The organism is Gordonia hongkongensis (genome assembly GCF_023078355.1).
GTDB lineage: Bacteria > Actinomycetota > Actinomycetes > Mycobacteriales > Mycobacteriaceae > Gordonia > Gordonia hongkongensis.
On record NZ_CP095552.1, the window covers coordinates 5,218,456 to 5,242,368 of the forward strand.

Genomic DNA, 23,913 nt, shown 5'->3' on the forward strand with positions numbered 1-23,913 from the left:
GGGATCAATGGGCCATCGGCGTCAGTGGGTGACGGTTGCCGGCGCAACCAGCACGACAGGTCGTGCACGAAGTGCGCGCGATGTCGGCGGAGTGCCTGACATGCAACCCACGTGTACCTCGAACCCGGACGCCTGGTTCCCGGAGCAGGCCGCCGGTGCCCGGAGCCTGGCCAACCGGCACGCTGTCGACGGGTGCGTCCGCTGTCCGATCCGCTCGCGCTGCGCCCGCCTCGCACTGGACGATCCGACTCACCTGACCGGGATCTGGGCGGGTGTCTACGTGCCGCCGCCGGGCAACCAGCACCGGGCCCGTACCCATGCACTGAATCGACTGCAATCCATCGGCTTTCCGCACGCGCACCCGAACGAAGAGCACCGGACGACGGCCTGACCCGACGATGCGGTGGCACTCGCACACGACATCGGCCCGGGTGCGGCGACTACCTGAGAGGTAGTGGCTCTCACGACGTCTGACGCCGACACTGGGATCACGACGATCCGCAGAGGAGGTGTCCGATGACCGACCGACCGACCGCCGTCGGCAGAAGACCCGCTGCTCTCCGCGCGCCCACGGGCTCGTGTCCGCGGTGGCTGACCGCGGTCATGCGGTGCGACCGCGCCCTGTCCTCGTGGTTCATCGGGGCGGGCTTCTTCTTCGCGCCGGTCTTGTTGATCCTCGACCCGTGGCCGGCCGCTGTCGTGATCGCCTGGGTGACGATCTCGATGTCCGGGCTGTGGCTTGGTCTGCTCGGCGTCTTCATGGCCGCCGGCTTGGCGCAGGTGCTGCGCGCCGGCGACGAGATCCCCGACGAGTTCTGGTCCGGTCTGCTGGATTACCGGACCCGGTGAGCCGGCCGGGCCGACGGTCGAGCGGCTAGGCCGACTCGGCGGCCCGGGCCGCCGGCGCACCCGTTCGGCCACGGACGAGCGCGGCCGCTGCGATGAGCACAAGCGACAGGCAGGCCGCGACGACGAAGGCCAGGTAAATGCCGTCGGCCCCCGCCTGCAGCGGGTTCACCCCGTCGTCGATGGCCGACTGTGTACCCCGGGACATCAGCGTGATGAACAGCGCGGTGCCTGCCGCTCCCGCGACCTGCTGGATGGTGCTGACGGTCGCGCTGCCGTGCGAGTACAGCTCGGGACTCAGCAATCCCAGCGCTGAGGTCATGAGCGGCGTCAGACCGAAAGCGATACCAGCACTGAGGATCACGTGAGCCGCGATCACCATGCCCAACGACGACCCGGCGTCGAGCGTGGTGAGCAGCCACGTGCCGGCACTGACGGCCAAGGTGCCCGGTAGCACCAGTGGTCGTGCACCGACCTTGTCGAACAATGCACCGACGAAGGGCGCCAGCAGACCCATCACCAGGCCACCGGGCAGGAGCACGAGGCCGGTGGTCAGGACGTCCTTGCCCATCACGTTCTGTAGGAAAAGGGGAAGCAGGATGAGCGCGCCGAAGAGCGTCAGCATGAACCCGGCCATCAGCACGACGGCCAAGCGGAACGGTGCGATCGCGAAGGTCCGCAGGTCGAGCAGTGCCAAGCCGCGGTCGGCGAGTTTGAGCTGTCGCACGACGAACAACGCGAGCGCGACGGCGCCGATGACGAGTGGCACCCACGGTGGGATCGGGGCGTGCCCACCCGCCGACTCCCCGATGCTGCTGAGACCGTAGACGACACCGCCGAAGCCGAGAGCCGACAACGGGACCGAGATGAGGTCGAGCTGCGCGGGCCGCCGTTCGGTGACGTTGCGGACGAACACCCCGCCGAGGATCAGCGCACCGATCGCGATGGGCAGCACGATCCAGAACATGGCTCGCCAGCTGAGGGACTGCAGGATCAGGCCGGACACCGTCGGACCGACGGCCGGCGCGACGGCGATGACGATGGAGACCAGTCCCATCGTGCGGCCCCGATTCTGCTCCGGGACGACGTTCAGGATCGTCGTCATCAGCAGCGGGACCATGAGCGCGGTGCCGGACGCCTGCACCACGCGGGCGACGATCAGGAGTTCGAAGCCCGGCGCGAGGGCGGCGGCGAGGGTGCCGATCGTGAACAACGTCATCGCCGCGATGTAGATCGACCGCAGGGTGAAGCGCTGCATCAGGTAGCCGGTGATCGGGATGACGATCGCCATCGTCAGCAGGAACCCGCTGGTGAGCCATTGCGCGGTGGCGGCGGTGATCTCGAGGTCGGCCATCAGGGTGGGCAGTGCGACGCTCAGGATCGTCTCGTTCAGGATCACCACGAAGGCCGCGACCAGCAAGACCCCGATGAGCAGCACGGCGCTGCGATCCGTGCCGGTGTCGGTGCGGTTGTCGGTGCCCGGGAGGGCGGCGTTCTCGGTCACTGTCGTTCTCTCATCGCTGTGGTGGTCCGGGTCGATCACACGGCGACGCTACCGAAAAATGGCAGGGACTGCCAGGCTGGCACCGACTGACACCTGCGCCGGTCGACCGCTAGTCTCGACCCATGCCGGAATCCTCCGAGACCGGCGGGTTGCGGGCCCGCCGTCGAGATGCGACGCGCCTGGAGATCCACGAGGCCGCAGTGGATCTGTTCGAGCGCAACGGATTCGACGAGACGACGGTCGACGAGATCGCCGCTGCCGCCGGGGTCTCCCCGCGCACGTTCTTCCGGTACTTCCCGACCAAGGAAGAGTGCGTGCTCTTCGACCGCTTCGGTTTCGACCAGGCACTCGACGACCATCTGGCCGGCACCGACCCCGATGCCCTGTCGCTCGCCGACATCGAGGGCGTCTACCGGCAGCTGCTGGAGGGGTTCGGTGATCGCAGCGACGACGTGTCCGCCCATTTCATGCGCGTGCAGAAACTCGTACTCGCGACACCCACCCTGAGCCGAGCCGCCCTCGGCCGCTACGCCGACAAGTCACGCCGACGGCCCGAGGCCCTGGGCGACCGCAGCTCGGCGCGAACTCGCGGTCAGCTACGGATGATCCTGGAGATCGCCAATCTCGAGGTGCAGTGCGCCTTCGAGGAATGGGTCGAGATCAACGAGCGTCCCGGGTCGTCGGGGACGCCCCGGCCACTCGTGGACGTCTACGACGACGTGTGCCGTCGGATGCGGGAGCTGTGATCAGAGGTCACTCATGTCGAGGACGAAGCGGTGCCGCACCTCCCCTCGGCGAAGGCGGTCCAGCGCGACGTCGACCTGGCTCGACGGAAACACCTCGACGTCCGCGGCGAAGTCGTCGGGCGACGTGGCCACCGCCACCGTGTGCGCTCCGAGCGCCCGGCCATCGGGGACCTTGGCGGCGGTCGAGGTGCACGCCGTGACCTCGGCGCAGAGCGCCACCGCGAACTTCACGGCGAGGGGTCCCAGACCGCCGACTCCGGCGACGCCGACACGGACGCTCGGGCCCGCGTTCCACCTCCTCAGCGGTGCGGTCGATGATCATCTCGCTGGCGGCCACATGGGTCCCGGCGTCGATCGTCGTCGTCGCCGACCAGGACGAGAACCCCGAGATTCATCGGCGACGCAAAGCAAGCGCTCGCCGCGAGCGCTTCGCGAGCTTCTTCTCGGTGTGACCGCCCACGATGGGTCGCCCCGGCCCGGGGTACGGACTTCGAGCGTCCGCACCGCACTGACCGGGGCACGCGTCAGGACGCGACGTCGAGGACCCAGGTGACCCCGAATCTGTCGGTCAGCATGCCGAAACCGGGACTCCACTGCGACGCGGCGAGCGGTTCGACGGTCGACGCCCCGACGGACAGCCCGTCCCAGAACTGCTGCACTTCGTCGAGGGTCTCCCCTCGGACGGAGACGAAGAAGGACGCGTCGGTGACCGTCATCCCGTTCTCGCGTCTCGTCGTGCCGGCAACGTCTGCCGAAACACCCGCCGGACCCGGAACGTCATACGCCATCACTCGGAACCCGTTGTCTGATACGACCGATCCGAAGACCACGTCGTCAGCACCGGGCGCCTCGGCGGGCATCCCGAAGTCGCCGTAGGTCCGGATGACCATCTGGCCGCCGAAGACCGACCGGTAGAACTCCAGGGCCGGGCGTGCATCGCCACGGAAGTTGAGGTGCGTGGTGGTGGTGATCATCATTCTCCTGGATGTGTGTCGCGTTGCCGACCGATTCTCGGTCGCACAGACGACGATCGCCCGTGAGTAGGTCACCTTGTGTCCGCCACTGCGAACTACATTTGTCTGGTGCGCACACCGACCGCCCGGCACCTACGGCTGCTGTCTCTGCTGCAGACGCGGCGGGACTGGCCCGGCGCGCTGCTGGCCGACCGTCTGGAGGTCAGCCACCGCACCATCCGACGGGACGTGGACCGTCTGCGCGACATGGGCTACAACATCCAGGCGACGATGGGACCCGAGGGCGGTTATAGACTCGAGGCCGGCGCGGAGTTGCCGCCGCTGCTCTTCGACGACGACCAGGTGGTCGCCCTCGCGCTCGCCCTGCAGACCGCGAGCGCCACCGGTGTGGATGTCGGTGAGCCGGCCGCACGTGCGCTGGCGACCGTCCGGCAACTCATGCCCTCCCGTCTCCGCCATCGTCTCGATGCGCTCCCCGTCACCGCCGGTGGCCCCGAGACCGATCTGGCTGGGCCGGATGTGCTGAGCGCGATATCGCGGGCCGTCCACCACCGCCACGTCCTCCGGTTCGACTACGCACGCCGTGTCGGCTCACCCGAGTCAGCTGATTCTCGTTCCACTGCATCGGTTCCCGACGTCTCACCACCGCGCCGGGTGGAACCGCACCACCTCCTGACCGCTCGGGGACGCTGGTACCTGGTGGCGTGGGATCTCGAGCGAGACGACTGGCGCATCTTCCGTGCCGATCGAATGAGCCCGCGAGTACCCACCGGTCCGCAGTTCACTCGGCGCGACCTACCGACGGGAGACCCCGCATCGTTCGTCGCCGCCCGGTTCAAGGGCTCGACCGATTCCGACACGTGGCCGTGCCGCGGCAAGGTGATACTCGACCTGCCTGCCCGCGATGTCGCCCCGTTCGCCGGCGACGGCACCGTCGAAGAACTCGACTTCGATTGTTGCAGTGTGGAACTCGGCTCCTGGTCATGGATCGGGATGGCCGCGTCGCTCAACCGGTTCGACTGTTCCGTCGAAGTCGTATACCCGGCCGAACTCGCCGCGGCCTTCGGCGTCCTCGCGGCCCGCAACGCGGCCACGGCAGAGAGCTCAGGCGGCCCGGGCCTTCCCTCGGGCCCGGTTCCGTCCTGCTGATGGGATGCCATCAGCGGGACGGAAACGGCACCAGGACGACACTATTCGCTGCAACATGTGGCGAATCCGCACCAGCTCAGTCGAGCCAGTCCAGCACCGACGCCGCGGTCCAGCTCTGCTGCATGCTGCCGAGCGGCTCCCCGGTGAACGGCTCGTAGTACTCGGCGAACGTCCCGTCGGTGGCCTGGCGGAGTCCTTCCTCGCGCAGGCGCGCCGACCGCTCGGTCCAGCCACGGCGGGCGAACGCCCAGCTGAAGAGCCAGGTCATCACCGGCCAGACGGGCCCGCGCCAGTACTCGCGCGGGCGGAAGTCGGCCGAGATCGGTGACGTCGACGGCGGGACCGCATACCGCAGATCCGGGTGGCCGCAGTACCGCGGACCGTCGAAGAGTCGCAGCAGCGCGCGTTCGCGGTCCCGGGAGAGGCCGCCGCATAGCAGCGGCGCGAACACCGCGATCGTCTCGGTGTTGATCCACGAGTTGGCGCGCAGGTCGAAATCCCGTGCGGCACCGTTCCGGTCGTTGGCGGCGGACACGACCCCGGCCCGGAACCGGTCAGCCCACGCGCGGAGATCCCGCACGTCCGACCGCGGCTTGGAGTAATCCTCGCCGATCGTCGCCAGCACGTCGCAGGCAACGGCGAAGATCGCGCTGACGAACACATCCTCGACGGCGAAGCTCATCACCTTCGGGAGCAATTCGTCGTCGTAGTTGGCGCGCTTCATCTGTTCGACCAGCCAGATGTAACGGTCGTACTCGAGGTCGGTGGGCCGCATCGAGAAGTCGTCGACGTGATCGAGGTCGGCGCGTTGGTACGGGGGGAGGTCCACCCCGGGGATCACGTTGGCGTACGCGGAATCCCAGCGTGGCGAGTTGTCCATCCCCGACTCCCAGCCGTGGAAGATGGTGATCCGCCCGCGCCCGTTGGGGTCTCGCGCGTGTGCCAGCCACCGGTGCCACCGCACCAGCGAACTCCAGCGCCGGTCGATGAACTCGTTGGCGACGGCGCGGGTGGTGCGACCGTGGCGTCGGGAGTGATCGAGGATGCGCTGCACCGCGATCGCATGCACCGGCGGCTGGGTGATACCGGACGTGTCGGGGAAGTCGGGCGCGCACTCGGCGAGGCGGGCGCACTCCCAGCGAGCCGGCCCCGGGAAGTAGCCGTCGCGGCCGTTCGCGAAGACGATGTGCGGAATCATCCCGTTGCGCCACTGCGCCGACAGCAGGGTGTCCATCTCGATGACGGCCCGCTCCACCGACAACGGTGCGAGACCGACCGTGACGAACGCCGCATCCCAGCTCCACATGTGCGGATACAACTTGGGCGCAGCGCTTGTCATCGTGCCCAGGTCGTTGCCTCGAAGCAGGTACGCGGCACGTGCCGACAGCTGCGTTGGGGTGAATCCGTACCTGGCCACGTCGACGATTGTGCCCCGCGACGTCGGCGTCTGCTCATCGAGCCCGACGGGGCTGCCGCCCACGGATTCGCAGTAGGGTCGAGAGGTGCCCACCGCGTTGATCACCGGGGCGAGCCGCGGCCTCGGAGCCGAGATCGCCCGCCAGCTCGCGCCGACCCACGACCTCCTGCTCGGCGGACGACCCTCCCCCGAACTCGATCGGCTGGCGACCGAACTCGACGGCGCGAGCACCTTCGCCGTCGACCTCACCGACTACGACGAGGTCGAAGCCGCGGTCGAGGCGATCACCGAGCTCGATGTCCTCGTCCACAACGCCGGAGTAGCCAGCAGTCTCGAGCACGTCGCGGAGACGCCGGTCGAGGAATGGCGTCACATCCTCGAGGTGAATCTCATCGCGGCCGCCGAGCTGACGCGGCTGCTGCTCCCCGCTCTGCGAGCGGCTGCGGGCCACGTCGTGTTCATCAACTCGGGCGCGGGACGCCGGGTCAACCCGGGATGGACCCCGTACGCCGCGAGCAAGTTCGGGCTGCGCGCTCTCGCAGACGGATTGCGCGTCGAGGAACCGACCCTCCGGGTGACGTCCGTCTTCCCCGGCCGCATCGACACCGACATGCAGCGCGACATCGTCGCCATCGAAGGAGACGAGTACGACGGGTCGCGGTTCCTGCGTCCCGCGACCGTCGCCCGAGCAGTCGTGCACGCCATCTCCACCCCGGCCGACGCCCACCCCGAAGAAATCGTGCTGAGGCCGACGGGGCGGGGCTGACCCTTCCTGAGCGTCCGTATTCTCTGCTCCCTGAGGTGCGAGCGAAGCGAGCCACGAAGGGCCCGCAAGACGTCTGGGGGATCGCTAGAAACCGCCGTCCACCAGGCCCTTCGTGGCTCGTCGCTTGCGCTCCTCGCACCTTTTGGGAGCAAGGCTGACTCGCCCTCCGCAAGCTCCGGGCTCTCTCAGGAGCGGAGGGATCGCGGTCAGAGTTGCTTGAGATCCGACTGCTGCCAGACCGCGCGCATCGTCGACACCTTGCCCTCGGCGTCGAAGACCATGATGTCGACGGGGGTGATCTCGAAGGCGAGTCCGGCGGTCTTGGTGACCAGGGTGAACTCGAAGACCGCGGTGTCGCCGGCGATCTTCTTCCACTTGAGCGTCGCGGTGCGCTCGTCCATACCGGTGATCACCGAGTAGAACTCCACCAGCTGCTCGCGGGTGTCGCGGATGTCCGCGCCGATGGGGTCCTCGACGGTCGCGTCGGCGGCGTAGAGGTCGGCGATCTGCTCTGCGGTACCCGAGTTGAGCAGCTCGATATAGGCGTCGACGGCCGCGTCGATCTTCTCCGCGAGCCCGGCTTGTTCCACGGTCATGAATCCTCCAGAAAAGTAGAACGTGTTCTAATTCGGCACGGTAGCACGGCGTCCGTCAACCGGTGGATGATTTCGGTGCCCGGTCGGAGTTGTTTGATACGTTCGCCGCACAGTTTCCCCGCGTGCGGAAAGGCCGGTGCACCTCTCGATGACCGAGCCGCCGCGCGTACCTCCACCACCGTCCGGCGAGCCCCAATGGCAGCCGCCCGTCGTCTCCGACGAGTGGAGCCCGGTGCCGGATGCCGGACCGCCGCAGGGTCCACTCACACCGCGCCCTCCGACCGTGCCCGGACCGCAGCCCCAATGGGGCTCCGCGCAATGGGGCCCGGCGTTGTCGCCGCCGCACGAGCCGGGAGCGACCCCTCCGGGCAACGGGTGGCCGGGGTGGATGCCGCAACGACGACCGACGTCCGTCAACTCCTTGCTGCAACAGATCTTCTCCACCACGTTCGCGGCACCGCGTGTCTTCCTGGGCCTCGTCGGCGTGAGTTGGGGCGCGGCGGCGGCACCAGTCGCGCTCATCACCTGGTGGCTGGTGAGCGCCGAACCGACCCTCGACGACCCGGACGACTTGGCATCGAGCCTGGCACCGGTCACCGCGTTCGTCCTCATCGTCTTTGCGCAGTGGACCGTCATGACGGGCGCACTCAGCGGTCTCGCCGCCCGCCCCCTGGCCCGCCTGCGCGCCGGGTCCGTACCGACGCTCGACGACGCCCTGCGCGCGGGTCGCCGGTCCCTCGCCCGACTGTCGGGGTGGACCGCCCTCCTGGGACTCGCCGTCGCGGCGGCGTTCACCCCGGGCATCGCACTCCTCGGTCTGGGAGTCAGCTCCGACGGGATCGTGCTGATCGCCGGGAGTCTCCTCCTCTTCCTCGTCGCGCTCATCCCGGTGACGTGGCTGCTGGTACGCACGGTGTTCACGGCACCGGCGATCGTGATCGACGGCCTCTCCGTGCGAGACGCGATCGCCCGCTCGGGGTCGTTGTCGGCGGAGCGGTTCTGGCGGACCTTCGGCATCCTGGCGGTCATGGTCGTGCTGGCGTGGGTCGCGATGCCGACGATGATGTACCCCTTCGATCTCCTCGGATCGATCGCCGGCATGTGGTTCGACAACTGGGACGCCCGTGGCACCGAGACCGTCGTCGCGGTGATCGGCACCGTCGTGGCGTCGATGGTCGTGCAACCGGTACTGACCGTCGTCCCGGCCGTCCTCTATGACGATGCACGCGCCGAGGCGGACCCGAAGCCGTTCTTCTCCGGACAGGGCGACCGGTGATCGGAGTTCTCGCTGCGCCACTGAACCCCGGCAACGACGAAGCACGCCGGTGGGCCGAGGAGGAGCTGTCCGACTCCGAGTATCAACCACCCGAACCGTCGTGGTTCGACCGCTTCGGTGAGCGGCTCTGGGAGTGGATCGCCGACAACGTCTTCGGCTGGTTCGGCGGCTCCGACACCCTTCGGGGCATCGTGATCGTCGTGGCGATCGCCCTCGTCCTCGGGCTCGTCGTCGCGGTCGTCCGGCATCTCCGACGCAACCCACGACTTCCCCGCACCACCGCTGGCCCGCCAACGGGGTCGGTACTGACAGGTCCGGCTCGGTCCGCGGCCGACTTCCGGTCCGACGCCGACGCCGCCTTCGCCGCAGGCCGGTACGACGAGTGTGTGCTCGCCGCCGTGCGTGCCATGGCTCGTCGGGGTATCGAGCGCGGTCTGCTGGCCGATGAACCGTCTCTGACCGCCCACGAGGTCGCTGTCGACCTCGGACCCCGCTTCCCCACCTACGACTCCGGGTTACGAACGGCGACAGACCTGTTCGACGCCATCGCCTACGGCGACCGACACGCATCGGCCGAATCCGCGCGCGCGGTCCTCGACATCGAACGCGGGGTCTCGTCCGCACGGCCGGTCGACCAGGACACGGTCCGGTCGAGCCGACTGGCGGTGCCCCGGTGACCGGAACCGTGCAGGCGACGCCACCCGGACCCGTCGCGTCGACGCCGATGCGACCGGCGCCCGCGAAGAACAAGACGCCGGCGTGGATCTGGGTGACCATCGTGCTGGTGGTGGTCGTCGTGGTCGCCGGCGTCGGACTCCTCGGTGTCACGGCACTCACCGGGGTGCAGGGCACGCCCGGTCCCGGCGTCAGCTACGACCCCGACAACGCCCAACCCACCGGATCGCGCGCTCTCGCTCAGATCCTCGACGACCGCGGGGCCGACCTCAGGCAGGTGCGCGGCCTCGCGGAGTTCACCGACGCCCCGCGTCCCGGCCGCGGGACCACGGTGGTGGTGAGCTCGACGTCGTCGCTGAATCCCGGTACGACACAACAGTTCCGAGAGCGCGTGCAGGACGCCGACCGCGTGATCCTGATCGCGCCGGACACCACCGTGCTCACCGCGCTCGACCTGCCCGTCACGTCCGGCTACGGCGCCGGCCCGGCAGCGGTCCCCGCGGGTTGCCGCACGCCCGGCATCGACGAGACCGACGTCGTCGACTTCAGTCCGTTCGGATACTCACCGACCTCGCCCGCGGCCACGGCCTGCTTCACGTCCGACGGGACATCGAATCTGGTCGTGGTCCCCCGCACCACCGACCGTCCCGAATTTGTCGTCATCAGTGGCACAATGCTCACCAACGATCAACTGGCACAGCAGGACAACGCCGGCGTCGCCGTGCGGGTCTTCGCGAGGTCCGACGAGATCCTCTGGTACGTTCCCTTCTTCACCGATCAAGTCGCGACCGAGGACGAGGAGTCCGACATCCCGGCCGCGGTCGGGCCGCTGATCGTGTTGACCGTCTTCGCGGTTCTGGCCCTGATGTTGTGGCGGGGCAGGCGATTCGGCCCGCTGGTCACCGAGCCGCTCCCGGCGGTCGTCAAGGCGGTCGAGACCACCCGGGCGCGGGGCCGCATGTATCACCGCGCTGGAGCCGACGCGCGCGCCGCGGCGGCGCTGCGCATCCACACGCTGGGTTCGCTGGCGTCGTATCTGGGACTTCCGTTCGACGCCGCCCGTGCCACCGACGCACTGTCGCGACCCGACTGGGACACCGTCGTCGCGCCGACCGAGAACTCGGACCCGATGGTGTCGGCGATCGTCCTCGCCGTGGTGGGGGCAACGCACCGCGATCTGGGCGAGGTCCGGTCGCTGCTGTCCGGTCCGCTCCCCACCACCGACGCCCAGCTCGTGCACTTCACCGCCGAGCTGACCAACCTCGAGAAGGAAGTCCGACACGCGCCATGACCGTCGACCCGTCCCGCAACCCAGGCCCCGGTCCGTTCGCCCCGGACGCATCCGTACACGCAGACCCGTTCGCCAAGGCACCTGCCGGGCCACCACCGGAGCACGCCCACCACCGACCCGGCGGAGCGCCGAACCGCGCCCGCGATGCACTCGGGGCCGTCCGCGGCGAGGTCGGGAAGGCCGTCGTCGGCCAGGACCCGGCGGTGGCAGGCATCCTGATCGCGCTGCTCTGCCGCGGGCACATCCTGCTCGAAGGCGTTCCCGGCGTGGCCAAGACGCTGCTCGTCCGGTCCGTGGCGGCCGCGCTCGACGTCGAGACCAAGCGCGTGCAGTTCACCCCCGACCTCATGCCCGGTGATGTCACCGGCTCACTCGTGTTCGATTCCGCCAGCTCCGAATTCACGTTCCGCGAGGGACCGGTGTTCACCAATCTCCTGCTGGCCGACGAGATCAACCGCACCCCGCCGAAGACCCAGGCATCGTTGCTCGAGGCGATGGAGGAACGGCAGGTCACCGTCGACGGGGATCCCCGCCCGCTGCCGAGCCCGTTCCTCGTCGCGGCGACGCAGAACCCGGTCGAGTACGAGGGCACCTACCCGTTGCCCGAAGCCCAGCTCGACCGCTTCCTGCTGAAGGTCACCCTGCCGCTCCCCCTCGCGACGACGAGATCACCGTGCTGACGCGGCACGCCTCCGGATTCGATCCGCGGAATCTGTTCGCCGCCGGCCTCCGTCCGGTCGCTTCGGCCGCCGACATCGAGGCCGGCGCCGAGCAGGTCCGCCGGGTCACGGTCGCCCCGCAGGTCACCGCCTACATCGTCGACATCGCCCGGGCCACCCGATTCTCGCCGTCACTGGCCCTCGGCGTCAGTCCGCGCGGCGCCACCGCACTGCTCGGCACGAGCCGGGCATGGGCGTGGCTGAACGGCCGCGACTTCGTGACCCCCGACGACGTGCAGGCGCTCGCTCAATCGACGCTCGCGCACCGCCTGTCGTTGCGCCCGGAGGCCGAACTCGAAGGGGTGTCGGTGGGTTCGGTGCTCGACGCCGCGATCAACTCGGTGCCCGTCCCCCGCTGATGTTCCTCACGGGGCGCTTTCTGATCCTGGTGCTGCTCGGTGCGGTGCCCATCCTGATATGGCCGAACTACTTCGTCCCCGTGCTGTGGGCGCTGTTCTGTGTCCCGGTCGTGTGCCTCGACATCGCGCTGGCAGGGTCCACGAAATCGATCACCATGTCGCGGTCGGCACCCGGCCCGATCCGGCTCGGCCAGAGCACGACGTGTTCGATCGCGGTCACCAACCACGGCTCTCAGACGTTCCGCGGAGTGTTGCGCGACAGCTGGCAGCCGTCGGCGGGCGCCTCGTCGAACACCCACCGCGTCAGCATCCCCCGCGCGGAGACACGCTCGATGACAACGACTCTCACCCCCACCCGGCGCGGTGACCGACTCGCGGTCCGAGTCGCCGTCCGCCGGGTGGGTCCCTTCGGCCTCGCCGGACGCCAACGGTCGGTGCCGCTCCCGGGCCGAGTCCGCGCACTCCCGCCCTTCGATTCGCGGCGGTTGCTGCCGTCACGGTTGGCCCACCTGCGTCAGCTCGACGGTCGGTCGGCAGTGCGCGTGCGCGGTCAAGGTACCGAATTCGATTCCCTGCGTGACTATGTCGAAGGCGACGATGTCCGCAGCATCGACTGGCGGGCCACCGCCCGGCGTCGTTCGACCGTGGTGCGGACCTGGCAGCCGGAGAAGGATCGGCACATCGTCATCGTTCTGGACACGTCTCGAACGTCGGCCGGGCGTGTGGGCGACACACCTCGGCTCGACGCCGCGATGGATGCCGCACTATTGCTTGCCGCACTCGCGTCGCATGCCGGCGATCGGGTCGATCTGATCGCCGGTGACCGGCGGGTCCATCGACGGGTGGTCGGCGTCGGTCGCACGATGCTGCTCAACAGCCTTGTCACCGCGATGGCTGATCTCGAACCCGCCCTTCTGGAAGCAGATTGGCCACTGCTCGGCGCCGAAGTCGCCAAGATCGGACGCCAGCGCGCACTGTTGGTGCTGCTCACACCCCTCGAACCCGCGGCCGTCGAGGAGTCGCTTCTACCCCCGCTGTCGGTGCTTGCGCAACGCTACAAGGTCATCATCGGCTCGGTCGCCGATCCCGCCCTCGACGACATGCTCACCGAGCGTGCCGACGCCGCACAGATCTACGACGCCGCCGCCGCGGCACGCACACTCACCCTGCGGGACCGAACCGCCACCGCGGTGGGCCGACTCGGCGTCGACGTGGTCGATGCGGCGCCCGACAAGCTCCCGGCGAAACTCGCCGATCAATACCTATTGCTCAAGTCGCGAGGGTTGCTCTGACCTGGGCGATTCACACTCTTCGAGGGTGTCTACCTGGCGACCACTTTCATAGACACCGGGAGTCGAGAGGGAGGGATCGACACGCGTAGCTACCACCTGCGAAGTCACTCAGGATGTGGAAGCCGTGTCCTCCCAACTTGTTTCCACTCGTCCTCGTCTTTCGCCGATGCTCTACCTTCTGTCGACTGAAGTGCTGCATATCGCTGCCCAAATATGTCGGGCTTGCCAAGAGCCACCCGAGGAATGAACCTGGGCTGCCCACCTCACTCCGGGTCATGCCACGCCACGTTCGAGGCGTGACACCGATCACGGCAGTACCAGCGATCCGCACAGATCCATCAGTCGAACTGAATATGGACAAGGATGGCACTCGGCCGACGGGGAGGACGGCGGGTGTCATCCTTGTCCACTTCTCTGCCTGCCATCGCCCAGAGCCCGGCACCGCCAACCCTTTCGACTCCCGGACGCAGGCGTCTTTCAGAAGCTCTCAGATCGAGGTGGGCGGGCCACGCTGCCGCCCACCTCGCCTCACCACTCGGTGTCGCGGCCGCAGGTGCGCGATGCGAGCGGCGGTTCGGCATGAACCAGGTACCCGGCGCCGAACGGTGGCGACCCCGCACGTGAGGGTAGGTAGCACCTGTTGCGGATCGCCGACCTGCGCGAAGACAGCATCGATTTCAGCGGCCAGCCAGGTGTCTTCGGCGTCGATCACGTCGACACATCCGGCTGGCGACGCAGCCGTGACGCAGCCCATCATCATCTCAGACCTCCCGGTACTGGGGTGACAGTGACGAACCACCTCCCCGGTCAGTCAGCCCGAGGCCGCCTCGGAGCCGGCGGTGATCTCCTGACGTCCGTCGCCGGAATGCTCGATGGCCACCTTGCGAGGCTTGGCTCTCTCGGCCACCGGGATCGTCACCGTGAGCACACCGTTGTCATAGGCAGCAGAGATCTTCGCCGGATCGACACCCTCACCCAGAGTGATCTGCCGACGATAGGTGCCGGCGAAACGCTCGTTGCCCAACCACTGCACACCCTCATCCGAGAGTGCGCTGCGATGCGCCGACAAGGTCAACACCCCGTTGTCGACGTTGAGATCGATCGAACCAGGATCAGCACCAGGCAGGTCGGCAATCAACGAATAGTGGTCGTCGACCTTGTACACATCGATCGGCATGAATCGCGGTGTACGTCGGCCAGCGCCGGACTCGCCGGTGAGAAGTCCTCGAGCCCAGTCATCAACCATGGAGAACGGATCGATACCCAGCATCGCAAACACCTCCTTGATCCACGGGTGCCGCCACGCTGACGGCACCACATCAACCATCACTGCGCGCCATCAGATTAGCACTCAACGCCAGTGAGTGCCAAGCATCTTTTCGATGATCAACGCACTCAGTCCTCCACCGGCACAACAGCACTCGACCCAAGAGCAGAGCAGTAGCCCGCTTTCGGCATCGGGTGGCGATTCACCCAGACGAGTGCTATCTAGGAACACGACGTTCACCCCCGGCACGTTCCGACGACATGACCCAGGAAGGACCCAACCGATGTCGGCCCCCGCCCCTGAACTTCACCCGATCGTCTGGCCCGACCCCAGCCCGCTGCAGCACTGGTGGACCCACGTCATGGGCCGGCCACGTCTCCACCCGGATCAATCCGAAACACCGGTACCAGCCACACCCGGCACCCATGACCAGCAACGACGCACGCCCGGCCCGGCATTGACCGCCAGCATGGGTGCCCGCGGCCGCCACAGCATGCCTCGACAGCAGCTGGCTTCCGCTCGACGGCGCTGACCGCGTCACACACCTCTACGGCCGGGCCACGCCTCCCAACGCACAGCGACATGACCCCCGACCTCAGGGTGCGTTCTGTTCACGCGCGGGACGGGCATTGGCCCTACGACGACTCTTGCTGTCCCACAACGCCAACTTGATCGAACTTGCAGTCATGACATCCCGCAGCCTCACATTTCACCGTTACACCCCGCCCACCCCACATCACGACCTACGGTGGGCCCTGGCCTACCTCATCACCCTGGCCGCCATCCTTGTATTCCTCACCACGTTGCAATGACACCTCGATCTCCTGGCGGGCTGGGCAACCCAACAACGGGTGACGGCAGCGGCGTACCCGCCGCGACACTGTCACGCCGCACACGTAACGTCCGATGACCGGTCGTAGATCGGTGTCGCATCGGCCCTAGTAGATCCCGAAACACACTGCGCTAGAGCACTTTCGAAACACATTGAGCAGGACATCAGAAGGAAGGTCAGACGCGTATGGTGAGCCTGGGTGGTCTTGTCATGCCGGTCGCTGTGATGGTCGCCGCGTTGGTCATGGAAGCAGTGCAGAAACGCATACACCCCTATTCGCCCGACGACGACGTCCCACGCCTCTGACAGACCGGGCGCGCCCATCCTGGCCACGGCCTTTCTGCCAGCAGCGGCGGGACCACCTCTGGCAAAGCGGTTTCGGGGCCGGCTTCCGACTGATCTCCGCAGGACGACTCTGGCACTGAGTGTCTAATACCCTGTCCAGCAGCGATTCACAACCACTGGCTACGACGATCAGGAGGAGTGGCCAGGCTGACACATCTGGGAGATATGCAGGCTATTGCTGCGGGTAACACTGCATATCCGCTTGCTGCGTTGGTCCTGCGTTGATGGCTCACTGTCCGATGACACCGTAGTTGGGAGTTGTGACAGCTAATTGGTGAGTCACTAACCCGCGTTTGCGGCACCCGGATTGCGTAGTTCGCTGCCAACTGAATCGAGATCGCGGGTTCGGCACAGGCGTGGCCCCGACGGCCGGCCTGCTGACTCCTGTCGAAATACGCTGTGCGAGAACGAATACTCTGATTCGATGGTGCCCAATGTGCTAGGACCAATGGAAGGTCGGGGACGTTCAGAATGCCTAGCGAGAGACCGGACAGGTTCGGCCCCAGCCACTCCCACCGAAGCCCTCGCCCCGGGAGCAGCGTAGGGGCCTGGGTCGGGTTGACCGGCGGCGGGACAGTCTGTACCGTTTGGTACATCGCATACTATTCAGTACACTCTGAACCGATGGGTACACCCGTGCTCTTGAAAGGAGCTTGTCATGTCTCGTCCTCCGCTGCCGCCGTTCACCGAGGCCACCGCTACCCAGAAGGTCCGCGCCGCAGAAGACGCGTGGAACACGCGTGACCCCGAGCGCGTCTCCCTCGCGTATAGCGAGGACAGCTGGTGGCGGAACCGATCGACTTTCGTCCAGGGCCGTGCCGCGATCGTCGAATTCCTCACAGACAAGTGGGACCGCGAGCTCGACTACCGACTCATCAAAGAGCTGTGGGCATTCACCGGCGACGTCATCGCGGTGCGCTTCGCCTACGAGTATCGTGATCTCACCGGCCACTGGTTCCGCGCATACGGGAACGAAAACTGGCACTTCGACAAGGACGGCCTGATGACCCACCGCCACGCGAGCATCAACGACGTCGCGATCACGGAGTCCGACCGCAAGTTCTTCTGGGACGCCTCCGGTCCCCGGCTGGCCGACCACCCCGGCTTGAGCGACCTCGGACTGTAATGGCCCGAACCGTCCTCGACCGATCCGACGCGGTCCGCGCGCTGGCCGGCGTCTTCCGCAAGCGAGGCTTCGAAGCCGGCTCGCTGTCGGTCATCCAGCAAGAGACCGGACTCGGCCGCGGCAGCCTCTACCACTTTTTCCCTGACGGGAAAACGGACATGGCGCGTGCCGTTCTCGACGAGGTGAGCGAGTGGTTCGAGGAACGGGTCTTCGTGCCACTTCGCACGACCGAGAGCGCAACTCAAGCGGTCGAGGCGATGTCACAAGAGGTGGCCGACTACTTCATGTCCCGCGAGAGCGTGTGCCTGTTCGCGGCAATGACGTTGGGCCAGGAGAAGGAGACATTCGCTGACGCGGTCCGCAGCTACTTCAGCGACTGGGTCGACGCTCTCGCGGAAGCGCTACGGCGCGGCGGGCTCACCAACCAAGAGGCTTCAGACCGTGCCCTGGACGCGGTCGCGGCGATCCAAGGCGGGCTGATCTTGGCCCGTGCCTACGACGACAGCGCGACCTTCCTTCACATCGTCGACCGCACCCGGCAGCGCCTACTCGCCCCCGTTTCCTGAGCGGACGCTGACAGTAGGCCGAGCCGCCGTCACTCTCGGCTGCCGGACTTGCCTCATCGCGACGCCCGACGGTTTCATCGGATCGACAGACAGACCCTATGTCACCCAACCGTGAAAACTGTTCTTTGTCAGCGTCATTCATCGAGGTCGGCGCTCGGTCGCCCCCTGACATCGAGACGTCCCCCTCCCGCCCCACGCCGGACAACTTTCTGGAGGAGGCACTTAGGAGCGCGGGGCTGGAGTGAAGGCGTGGGGTGGCTCAGAAGTAGTAGCTCTTGTTCGCGACGACGGTGACTCGCTTGATCGCGGTGCGGTACGCCCCTGCGCCGTACCAAGTCTTGCAGAACAAGTTGGCGGTGAGCTGAACACTTGCACCGGCGGGCGCGGTAACGGCTGTCCAACGTCCGGGACGCCAGTTCGTGGAGTTTCCTGGTGTGGCCGCGACTTGCAGGCTGCTCACAGACCCCCGCCCCAGACAATTGGCGTCACTATAGTTGGGATAGATCGTCACCATCGCCGCGTCGGCGGTGGGTGCGGTGAGCAGTCCGGCGCCACACACCATTGCCGCAGCCGCGGCCGATACTCCCAGTCGATGCTTCATTCTCATGCGGTGTACCCCTTGTCTTGGTCAGAAATACGAAATGCCAGCTGCCTCGACGACGGCGGCAAATGCACTATCGCAACGATTTGAGGGTGTCGGCACCCGACCTGCGAGAATTCACCCGTACGGGCCAACCGATTCCAGCGTTTGGCCCGCACCGCCGTGCCTTGACCCCCGATTCATACTCCGGAGTACTTATCTGACTTCGTCGTCGGTCGCCGACGAGGCGTGCGCTGATTCAGGATCGCGACGGCCAGGCATCGACCTCACCTCACACCACTGCGACAGAGGACATTCCGCGGCGCACCACCACCCGACTCGCCGCGACTGGCCCCTCGGCGAGCCGAGCGTGCCCGCGATCGGAGGCAGCGCGAAGCCACGCAAGAAGCCGAACGTCATGACCTACTGGAGGACCGCCGACGTTCCTCTCACACCTCCACGACAGTCACACCGCCACCGCCGGGATGTCGGCCGCGTAGCGGATGACCGAACCGACCCGGCCGAAGCGACGTTCGATGATCACGATCGCCTCCGCGAGCTGGTCGGGGTCGTCGACGTCGGCGACGAATGCCGCGGTGTGCCCGTTGTTGCCGAGCATGAACGGCAGGACCGCGGAGTACTCACTGCTGACGACAGCCAGCGGGATGTCGCGACGGAACAGGTCGTACGCGTGGTCGATGGCAGCAGGGTCGTCGAGGACGACGAGCGGGACCGAGGAGATGTGCTTGTTCTTTCTCATGTATCGAGAGTGAACTCGCAGGTTATGAGGGGGTTGACCGATCACTGTGAATTCGCTGGCAGCTACGCGTTGCCACCCCCCGGCCCGCGAGGTCACCGCACGAGTTGCTCGTCGAGAATGCTGGGGATGACTCCGCCGCGTCGGAGAAGCCGACGATCCAAATCGGTCTCGGCGGCCACCTGCGCGTCGAAACGCATCTCGGAACCGTCGACCCGTCGGACCACGACCGTCACCGTCCCGCGCTCGACGGCGTCGGCAGTCCCGTTGACGTGCAGTCGGTCTCCGGGCTGCAGGTCCTGCAACCCGCCGTCGACGTCAGCAGGAACCAGCAACGGCAGGACGCCGACACCGATCAGATTGGACCGATGAATCCGCTCGAAACTGCGCGCGAGCACGGCCCGCACTCCGAGAAGACGCACCAGCTTCGCCGCCCAGTCGCGCGAGCTGCCCATGCCGTACCGTTCCCCGGCGACGATCACCACTGCGTCGCCGGCGTCGGCATAGCGTCGGGCGGCTTCCGGGAGCAACACGACCTCGCCCGTGGGGGCGTGGACAGTGTGCGCGGGAGCCGCATCCGGTGCGAGCGCGTTGCGGACGTTCTTGTTCTGAAAGCCGCCCCGCAGCATGGCTTCCCAATTGCCGCGCCGGGAGGCGTAGACGTTCAGGTCGCCCGGTTCCGCACCCCGCTCCACGAGGTATCGACCGGTCGGGCTGTCGGGCTTGATCGCCCCGGCCGGGGAGATGTGGTCGGTGGTGATGTCGTCGCCGAGCACGAGCAGGGGATGCGCGGTGTACTCCCCGAGCATGGTGTGCGCGTAGCCGTCATCGGCAAAAGGAGGACGCCGCAGGGCCGTCGACGACGGGTCCCAGGGAAACAGCGGCCCATCCGGTACATCGAGTGCGTCCCACGCGGGATTGCGGGATGCCGACGCGAAGTCGTCGACGACATCGCGCGGCCGCCGCGACGAATCCGTCAGAGCATCGATTTCGTCAGGGGCGGGCCACAGATCAGCGAGCAGCACGTCGTGTCCGTCGGCGTCGACGCCGATCGGCTCCGAGGTGGGATCGATGGCCGCGTCACCGGCAAGGGCGAAGACGATCACCATCGGCGGCGACATCAGCAGACCCAGTTCGAGGTCCGGGTGGACGCGGCCGGGGAAGTTGCGGTTGCCACTGAGAACAGCCACCGGCTTCCGGGTGCGCGCCTCGGCCACCGCGGTGATCTCCGCCGGCAGCGGACCCGAGTTGCCGATGCAGGTGGCACAACCGAATCCGACGATGTCGAAACCGACCGCGGACAGGTCGTCGGTGAGACCGGCCCGCTCGAGCACGCCGGCGGCAGAGGGCGAACCCGGCGCGAGGGAGGTCTTCACATACTCCGGCACCCGCATCCCTCGCTCCCGTGCGCGGCGGGCGACCAGACCCGCAGCGATGAGGAGGCGCGGGTCAGAGGTGTTGGTACAGCTCGTGATCGACGCGATGGCGATCGGGAAGGCGGGCATCGGGATGTCGTCGTCACATCGAGAAGGCCCCTCGGCGTCGAAGGTCGCCGGCAACTCGGTCACCGTAACCAGGTCCTGCGGACGACGCGGACCGGCCACCGACGGGACCACCGCACCCAGGTCGATGTCGATCATGCGGGTGAAACGCGGCTCGGCGTCGGGGTCGAACCACAGTCCGAGCCGTCGTGTCACCGACTCGACGAGCTCGCAGTGTTCTGCGGCACGTCCGGTGTCGGCCAGGTATCGGACGGTCTGTGCGTCGACGGGGAAGAACCCGGTGGTGGCACCGTATTCCGGGGCCATGTTGGCAATCACCGCCCGTGCGCCCACCGTCAGTGCCGATACGCCCGGTCCGTAGAACTCGACGAACTCACCCGTGACCCCGAGCTCGCGCAGACGGTGCGTGACCACCAACGCAAGGTCTGTGGCCAGCACACCCGCGGAGAGCGTCCCGGTGAGGCGGACTCCCACAACGTCGGGGATCCGCAGTGTGGTCGGCATGCCGAACATCACCGTCTCGGCTTCCAGACCTCCTATGCCCCAGCCCAATACACCCAGCCCGTTGATCATGGGCGTGTGGCTGTCCGTACCGAGCATCATGTCCGGAACCGCGTGGTCGACGCCACCGACCTTCTCCACCGTCACCACGGTGGCGAGCTGTTCGAGGTTGATCGTGTGCATGATCCCGGTACCCGGCGGGTTGATGTGCACGGTGTCCATCGTCGTCGACGCCCAGGCCAGGAAGCGATACCGCTCCGCGTTGCGGCGCATGTCGTGGGCGAGATTGGCCGCGGCGGCATCGCGGCGCGCGAACGACTCGACCGCGAGCGAATGGTCCACCGAGACCTCCACCGGCAGGCGGGGACTCAACGCCGTCGGATCCCCACCTCGGGCGGCAACCGCGTCACGCATCGCGGCGATGTCGACGAGGGCGGGCGTGCTGGTGGTGTCGTGCATCAGCAACCGGCCCGGCACATACGGGATCTCGGCGTCGCTGGTGCCGGCGCGAAGCCAGCGGGTCATGTCGTCCAGGGCTCGATCGCGCGTCTCGGCGTCGGCATGGCGAGTCACGTTCTCGGCGAGTAGACGGACCACCGTGGGCCACTGCCGGTACACGTCGGACCCGACCCGCCGCTCGACATCGACGACCGGCAGATCGGGTTGCGCGCGGCGTTCAGCTCCACTCATGCATCCCACCATAGGTTATAACCTATAACTTGCACCACCGGTGATATCATCGCGGCGTCCGGCGCTGCCGCACCTCGACGTCCCATGACCACTGCCGGGAGGCCGCCATGACCACACCAGGCGGGATGTTCACCAAGAACGATTACGCATACGCCGAGCTCCAACGGCGAATTCTGACCGGGGTCCTGCCGGCCGGCGCGGTGATCCCCCAGGCCAAGCTGGCGGCCGAGATCGGCGTCAGCACGACTCCCCTCCGCGAGGCGATCCGCCGGCTGTCCGCCGAGGGCATGGTCGAACTCGAGGCCCACCGAGACGCGCGGGTGACCCCCGTATCGGCAAATGAGGCGCGCCACCTCTACCAGGTACGGGAGAACCTGGACCCGCTCGCGGCGGCGCTCGCCGCGCGGACGCGAACGGCGGCCGACATCGCCGCCATCAGCAATGCCTTCGATCGCCTCTCGCCTATTGCCAGTGCGTCCGATGTCGATGCCCTTGTCCGACACCGGGAATTCCATCGCACGGTGTACCGCGCGTCGGGCAACCCCGTTCTCATCGACATCCTCGAACGACTCTGGGACAAAGCAGATCGTTACCGCGTCATCGGCCTCTCCCACCGGGGCGATTCACCCGACGACCGGTCGCGGGTCACCGCCGAGCACCGGGCGATCATGGAGGCCGTCGCCGACGGTGACGCCGAGCGTGCCGACGCGGTGATGCGCGAGCACATCGGCAACAGTCTCGGACGTCGTGCCATCGATGCGCTCACCGCGGACCCCGTCGCCGGTTGACCTGGCCGCTGCCACTTTTCCAACCCCTGTGTCCTGCGTCACGGCCATAGGTTATAATCTATAACTGTGCGACGCCGAGTGCGCGCGAAAAGCGCAAAACGATACTTATGCGCCCAAGCGTGACTGTGACGACGGTTACGCCAACACTTCCGATGTGACCACCGACGTGGTTGTCCTCACATCCGCAGCAGAATCGAGTCAGACGATGTTGGTAGCTCTCGGCCTCGGGACCCGACCCCGAACGAAAACGAGGACCGCATGACCGCACCATCCCCCGGCACCGACGAATCGACAGAGCTGTCCCGCACGTCTCGTCCGCCGAAACGTGTTCCCACGCTCGTCAAAGCACTCGGCGCACTGGTCGCCGCAGCGATCGTCGTCGTCGGCGTCGTCGACGCGGCCGGTAGCGAGGGCGGCGCCGACGCGCGATCGCAACTGACCCTGATCGCGCCCGCGGCCGCCGGTGGAGGTTGGGACGGTGCGGCGCGCGAGATGCAGCAGGCGCTGCGAGCCCAAAACATCGTCAACAACTCGCAGGTCGTCAACATCCCCGGTGCCGGCGGCACGATCGGACTCAGCCAGTTCGCGGGGATGACCGGCGACGCCACCACGATCATGGTCATGGGCATCACGATGCTGGGCGCGATCAACATCAACGGGTCCGACGTGGATCTCGGAGACGTCACCCCCATCGCGCGGCTCGCCGACGATTACGACGTCGTCGTCGTGCCGGCTGATTCTCCGATCACGACCATCGAAGAGCTGATGGCCGAATGGAAGAAGGACCCCAAGAACTTCACGTTCGGTGGCGGTTCGCTGGGCAGCGTCGACCAGATGATCATCAGCCAGATGGCTCGGGAGAACGGTATCGACCCCGCCGCGGTCAACTACATCGCCTACTCCGGTGGTGGCGAACTGGCGACCTCACTCATGTCCGGGACGATCAAGGCCTCGGTCAGTGGTTACGAGGACTTCGTCGACCAGATCACCGCCGGAAATCTACGCGCACTGGCGATCTCGGCTCCCGAGCCGGTCCCGGCCATCGATCTGCCGACCCTGTCCGAACTGGGTTACGACGTCACCCTCACCAACTGGCGCGGGGTGGTCGCACCGCCGGGCATCACCGATGACCAGCGCACCGAACTCGAGGCGATCGTCACCGAGGTCGTCGAATCACCCGAGTGGCGAGATGCACTGCAGCGCAACAACTGGTCCGACACGTTCACGCCGGGTACCGGATTCAACCAGGTCATCGACCAGCAATCGGAGTTCGTCCGCGGCATCTGGGCCGACCTCGGGTACTGACCGACCGCCTGTCGGCGAACCCGCACTGCACAACCCCTGCCCCA

24 protein-coding genes and 1 pseudogene are annotated in these 23,913 nt (G+C 67.2%); 16 read left to right on the top strand and 9 right to left on the bottom strand.

The annotated features are described in order from the left end of the window. Positions 1-100 precede the first annotated feature (100 nt). Together MVF96_RS23490 and MVF96_RS23495 are read left to right on the top strand one after the other, a co-directional pair. The gene (locus MVF96_RS23490; RefSeq protein ID WP_068972131.1) at positions 101-391 is read left to right on the top strand and encodes a WhiB family transcriptional regulator; all 291 of its coding nucleotides are present in this window, start codon (positions 101-103) and stop codon (positions 389-391) included. A gap of 125 nt (positions 392-516) precedes the next feature. Then, entirely contained in the window at positions 517-849 is a 333-nt protein-coding gene (locus MVF96_RS23495; RefSeq protein ID WP_159371728.1) for a hypothetical protein, read from the top strand. 25 nt (positions 850-874) lie between these two features. Here the strand turns inward: MVF96_RS23495 and MVF96_RS23500 are convergent, their stop codons facing one another. After that, on the bottom strand, positions 875-2,350 hold the full coding sequence (locus tag MVF96_RS23500; protein WP_159371729.1) for an MDR family MFS transporter: 1,476 nt from the start codon (positions 2,348-2,350) through the stop codon (positions 875-877). A 122-nt stretch (positions 2,351-2,472) separates the two neighbouring features. Between MVF96_RS23500 and MVF96_RS23505 the strand changes: the two genes are divergently transcribed. After that, on the top strand, positions 2,473-3,096 hold the full coding sequence (locus tag MVF96_RS23505; protein ID WP_159371730.1) for a TetR family transcriptional regulator: 624 nt from the start codon (positions 2,473-2,475) through the stop codon (positions 3,094-3,096). Here the strand turns inward: MVF96_RS23505 and MVF96_RS23510 are convergent, their stop codons facing one another. Continuing rightward, complete coding sequence (locus MVF96_RS23510; protein WP_137809184.1) at positions 3,097-3,327, bottom strand: MDR/zinc-dependent alcohol dehydrogenase-like family protein; 231 nt, start codon at positions 3,325-3,327, stop codon at positions 3,097-3,099. It abuts the gene before it with no gap. Between the two features lie 83 nt (positions 3,328-3,410). On the opposite strand from MVF96_RS23510, the gene MVF96_RS23515 reads away from it, so the two are divergent. Beyond that, complete coding sequence (locus MVF96_RS23515) at positions 3,411-3,548, top strand: hypothetical protein (protein ID WP_159371731.1); 138 nt, start codon at positions 3,411-3,413, stop codon at positions 3,546-3,548. A gap of 72 nt (positions 3,549-3,620) precedes the next feature. Here the strand turns inward: MVF96_RS23515 and MVF96_RS23520 are convergent, their stop codons facing one another. Further along, positions 3,621-4,073 carry a VOC family protein gene (locus MVF96_RS23520; protein WP_137809183.1) on the bottom strand — a complete coding sequence of 151 codons (453 nt, stop codon included), beginning with the start codon at positions 4,071-4,073 and terminating at the stop codon, positions 3,621-3,623. A 105-nt stretch (positions 4,074-4,178) separates the two neighbouring features. Here MVF96_RS23520 and MVF96_RS23525 point away from each other — a divergent pair, with 105 nt between their 5' ends. Beyond that, complete coding sequence (locus MVF96_RS23525; RefSeq protein WP_159371732.1) at positions 4,179-5,219, top strand: helix-turn-helix transcriptional regulator; 1,041 nt, start codon at positions 4,179-4,181, stop codon at positions 5,217-5,219. Positions 5,220-5,295: 76 nt separating this feature from the next. On the opposite strand, the gene ggh is transcribed toward MVF96_RS23525, so the two are convergent. Beyond that, on the bottom strand, positions 5,296-6,636 hold the full coding sequence (gene ggh, locus MVF96_RS23530; RefSeq protein WP_159371733.1) for a glucosylglycerate hydrolase: 1,341 nt from the start codon (positions 6,634-6,636) through the stop codon (positions 5,296-5,298). Positions 6,637-6,721: 85 nt separating this feature from the next. Between ggh and MVF96_RS23535 the strand changes: the two genes are divergently transcribed. After that, the gene (locus tag MVF96_RS23535; RefSeq protein ID WP_247450677.1) at positions 6,722-7,402 is read left to right on the top strand and encodes an SDR family oxidoreductase; all 681 of its coding nucleotides are present in this window, start codon (positions 6,722-6,724) and stop codon (positions 7,400-7,402) included. 206 nt (positions 7,403-7,608) lie between these two features. On the opposite strand, the gene MVF96_RS23540 is transcribed toward MVF96_RS23535, so the two are convergent. Next, the gene (locus tag MVF96_RS23540) at positions 7,609-7,998 is read right to left on the bottom strand and encodes a nuclear transport factor 2 family protein (protein WP_064572124.1); all 390 of its coding nucleotides are present in this window, start codon (positions 7,996-7,998) and stop codon (positions 7,609-7,611) included. Between the two features lie 388 nt (positions 7,999-8,386). On the opposite strand from MVF96_RS23540, the gene MVF96_RS23545 reads away from it, so the two are divergent. The 5 genes and pseudogenes from MVF96_RS23545 to MVF96_RS23565 all read left to right on the top strand — a co-directional run bounded on the left by MVF96_RS23545 (position 8,387) and on the right by MVF96_RS23565 (position 13,610). After that, positions 8,387-9,274: a DUF7847 domain-containing protein gene (locus tag MVF96_RS23545; RefSeq protein WP_247450678.1), complete on the top strand. Its 888-nt coding sequence runs from the start codon at positions 8,387-8,389 to the stop codon at positions 9,272-9,274. Further along, entirely contained in the window at positions 9,271-9,951 is a 681-nt protein-coding gene (locus tag MVF96_RS23550; protein ID WP_247450679.1) for a DUF4129 domain-containing protein, read from the top strand. The genes MVF96_RS23545 and MVF96_RS23550 overlap by 4 nt, the downstream gene beginning before the upstream one ends. Beyond that, positions 9,948-11,240, top strand: a complete 1,293-nt coding sequence (locus tag MVF96_RS23555) for a DUF4350 domain-containing protein (RefSeq protein WP_247450681.1) — start codon at positions 9,948-9,950, stop codon at positions 11,238-11,240. The genes MVF96_RS23550 and MVF96_RS23555 overlap by 4 nt, the downstream gene beginning before the upstream one ends. Next, positions 11,237-12,318, top strand: a pseudogene (locus MVF96_RS23560) (AAA family ATPase). The gene MVF96_RS23555 and the pseudogene MVF96_RS23560 overlap by 4 nt, the downstream one beginning before the upstream one ends. After that, on the top strand, positions 12,318-13,610 hold the full coding sequence (locus tag MVF96_RS23565) for a DUF58 domain-containing protein (RefSeq protein WP_247450683.1): 1,293 nt from the start codon (positions 12,318-12,320) through the stop codon (positions 13,608-13,610). Before MVF96_RS23560 ends, MVF96_RS23565 begins: the two are co-directional and overlap by 1 nt. Positions 13,611-14,421: 811 nt before the next feature. On the opposite strand, the gene MVF96_RS23570 is transcribed toward MVF96_RS23565, so the two are convergent. Then, on the bottom strand, positions 14,422-14,880 hold the full coding sequence (locus MVF96_RS23570; RefSeq protein ID WP_247452171.1) for an Hsp20/alpha crystallin family protein: 459 nt from the start codon (positions 14,878-14,880) through the stop codon (positions 14,422-14,424). A gap of 683 nt (positions 14,881-15,563) precedes the next feature. Here MVF96_RS23570 and MVF96_RS24500 point away from each other — a divergent pair. The 3 genes from MVF96_RS24500 (at position 15,564) to MVF96_RS23580 (ending at position 17,746) form a co-directional block, all read left to right on the top strand. After that, a complete protein-coding gene (locus tag MVF96_RS24500) occupies positions 15,564-15,689 on the top strand; it encodes a hypothetical protein (protein ID WP_259935984.1) in 126 nt (41 codons plus the stop codon). Positions 15,690-16,712: 1,023 nt separating this feature from the next. Beyond that, positions 16,713-17,180: a nuclear transport factor 2 family protein gene (locus tag MVF96_RS23575; protein WP_247450684.1), complete on the top strand. Its 468-nt coding sequence runs from the start codon at positions 16,713-16,715 to the stop codon at positions 17,178-17,180. Further along, positions 17,180-17,746, top strand: coding sequence for a TetR/AcrR family transcriptional regulator (locus MVF96_RS23580; RefSeq protein ID WP_247450686.1), 567 nt, complete (start codon positions 17,180-17,182; stop codon positions 17,744-17,746). Before MVF96_RS23575 ends, MVF96_RS23580 begins: the two co-directional genes overlap by 1 nt. A gap of 259 nt (positions 17,747-18,005) precedes the next feature. Here the strand turns inward: MVF96_RS23580 and MVF96_RS23585 are convergent, their stop codons facing one another. From MVF96_RS23585 to acnA, 3 genes are all read right to left on the bottom strand, one after another. Then, positions 18,006-18,347, bottom strand: a complete 342-nt coding sequence (locus MVF96_RS23585) for a hypothetical protein (protein WP_247450687.1) — start codon at positions 18,345-18,347, stop codon at positions 18,006-18,008. A gap of 445 nt (positions 18,348-18,792) precedes the next feature. Continuing rightward, entirely contained in the window at positions 18,793-19,086 is a 294-nt protein-coding gene (locus tag MVF96_RS23590) for a hypothetical protein (protein WP_058253737.1), read from the bottom strand. A 92-nt stretch (positions 19,087-19,178) separates the two neighbouring features. Beyond that, a complete protein-coding gene (acnA, locus tag MVF96_RS23595; protein ID WP_247450689.1) occupies positions 19,179-21,776 on the bottom strand; it encodes an aconitate hydratase AcnA in 2,598 nt (865 codons plus the stop codon). A 107-nt stretch (positions 21,777-21,883) separates the two neighbouring features. Here acnA and MVF96_RS23600 point away from each other — a divergent pair, with 107 nt between their 5' ends. Together MVF96_RS23600 and MVF96_RS23605 are read left to right on the top strand one after the other, a co-directional pair. Then, positions 21,884-22,564 (top strand): GntR family transcriptional regulator, encoded by a 681-nt coding sequence (locus tag MVF96_RS23600; protein ID WP_137809169.1) that lies wholly within the window; start codon positions 21,884-21,886, stop codon positions 22,562-22,564. Between the two features lie 258 nt (positions 22,565-22,822). Continuing rightward, the gene (locus tag MVF96_RS23605; protein WP_159371743.1) at positions 22,823-23,869 is read left to right on the top strand and encodes a Bug family tripartite tricarboxylate transporter substrate binding protein; all 1,047 of its coding nucleotides are present in this window, start codon (positions 22,823-22,825) and stop codon (positions 23,867-23,869) included. Positions 23,870-23,913 lie beyond the last annotated feature (44 nt).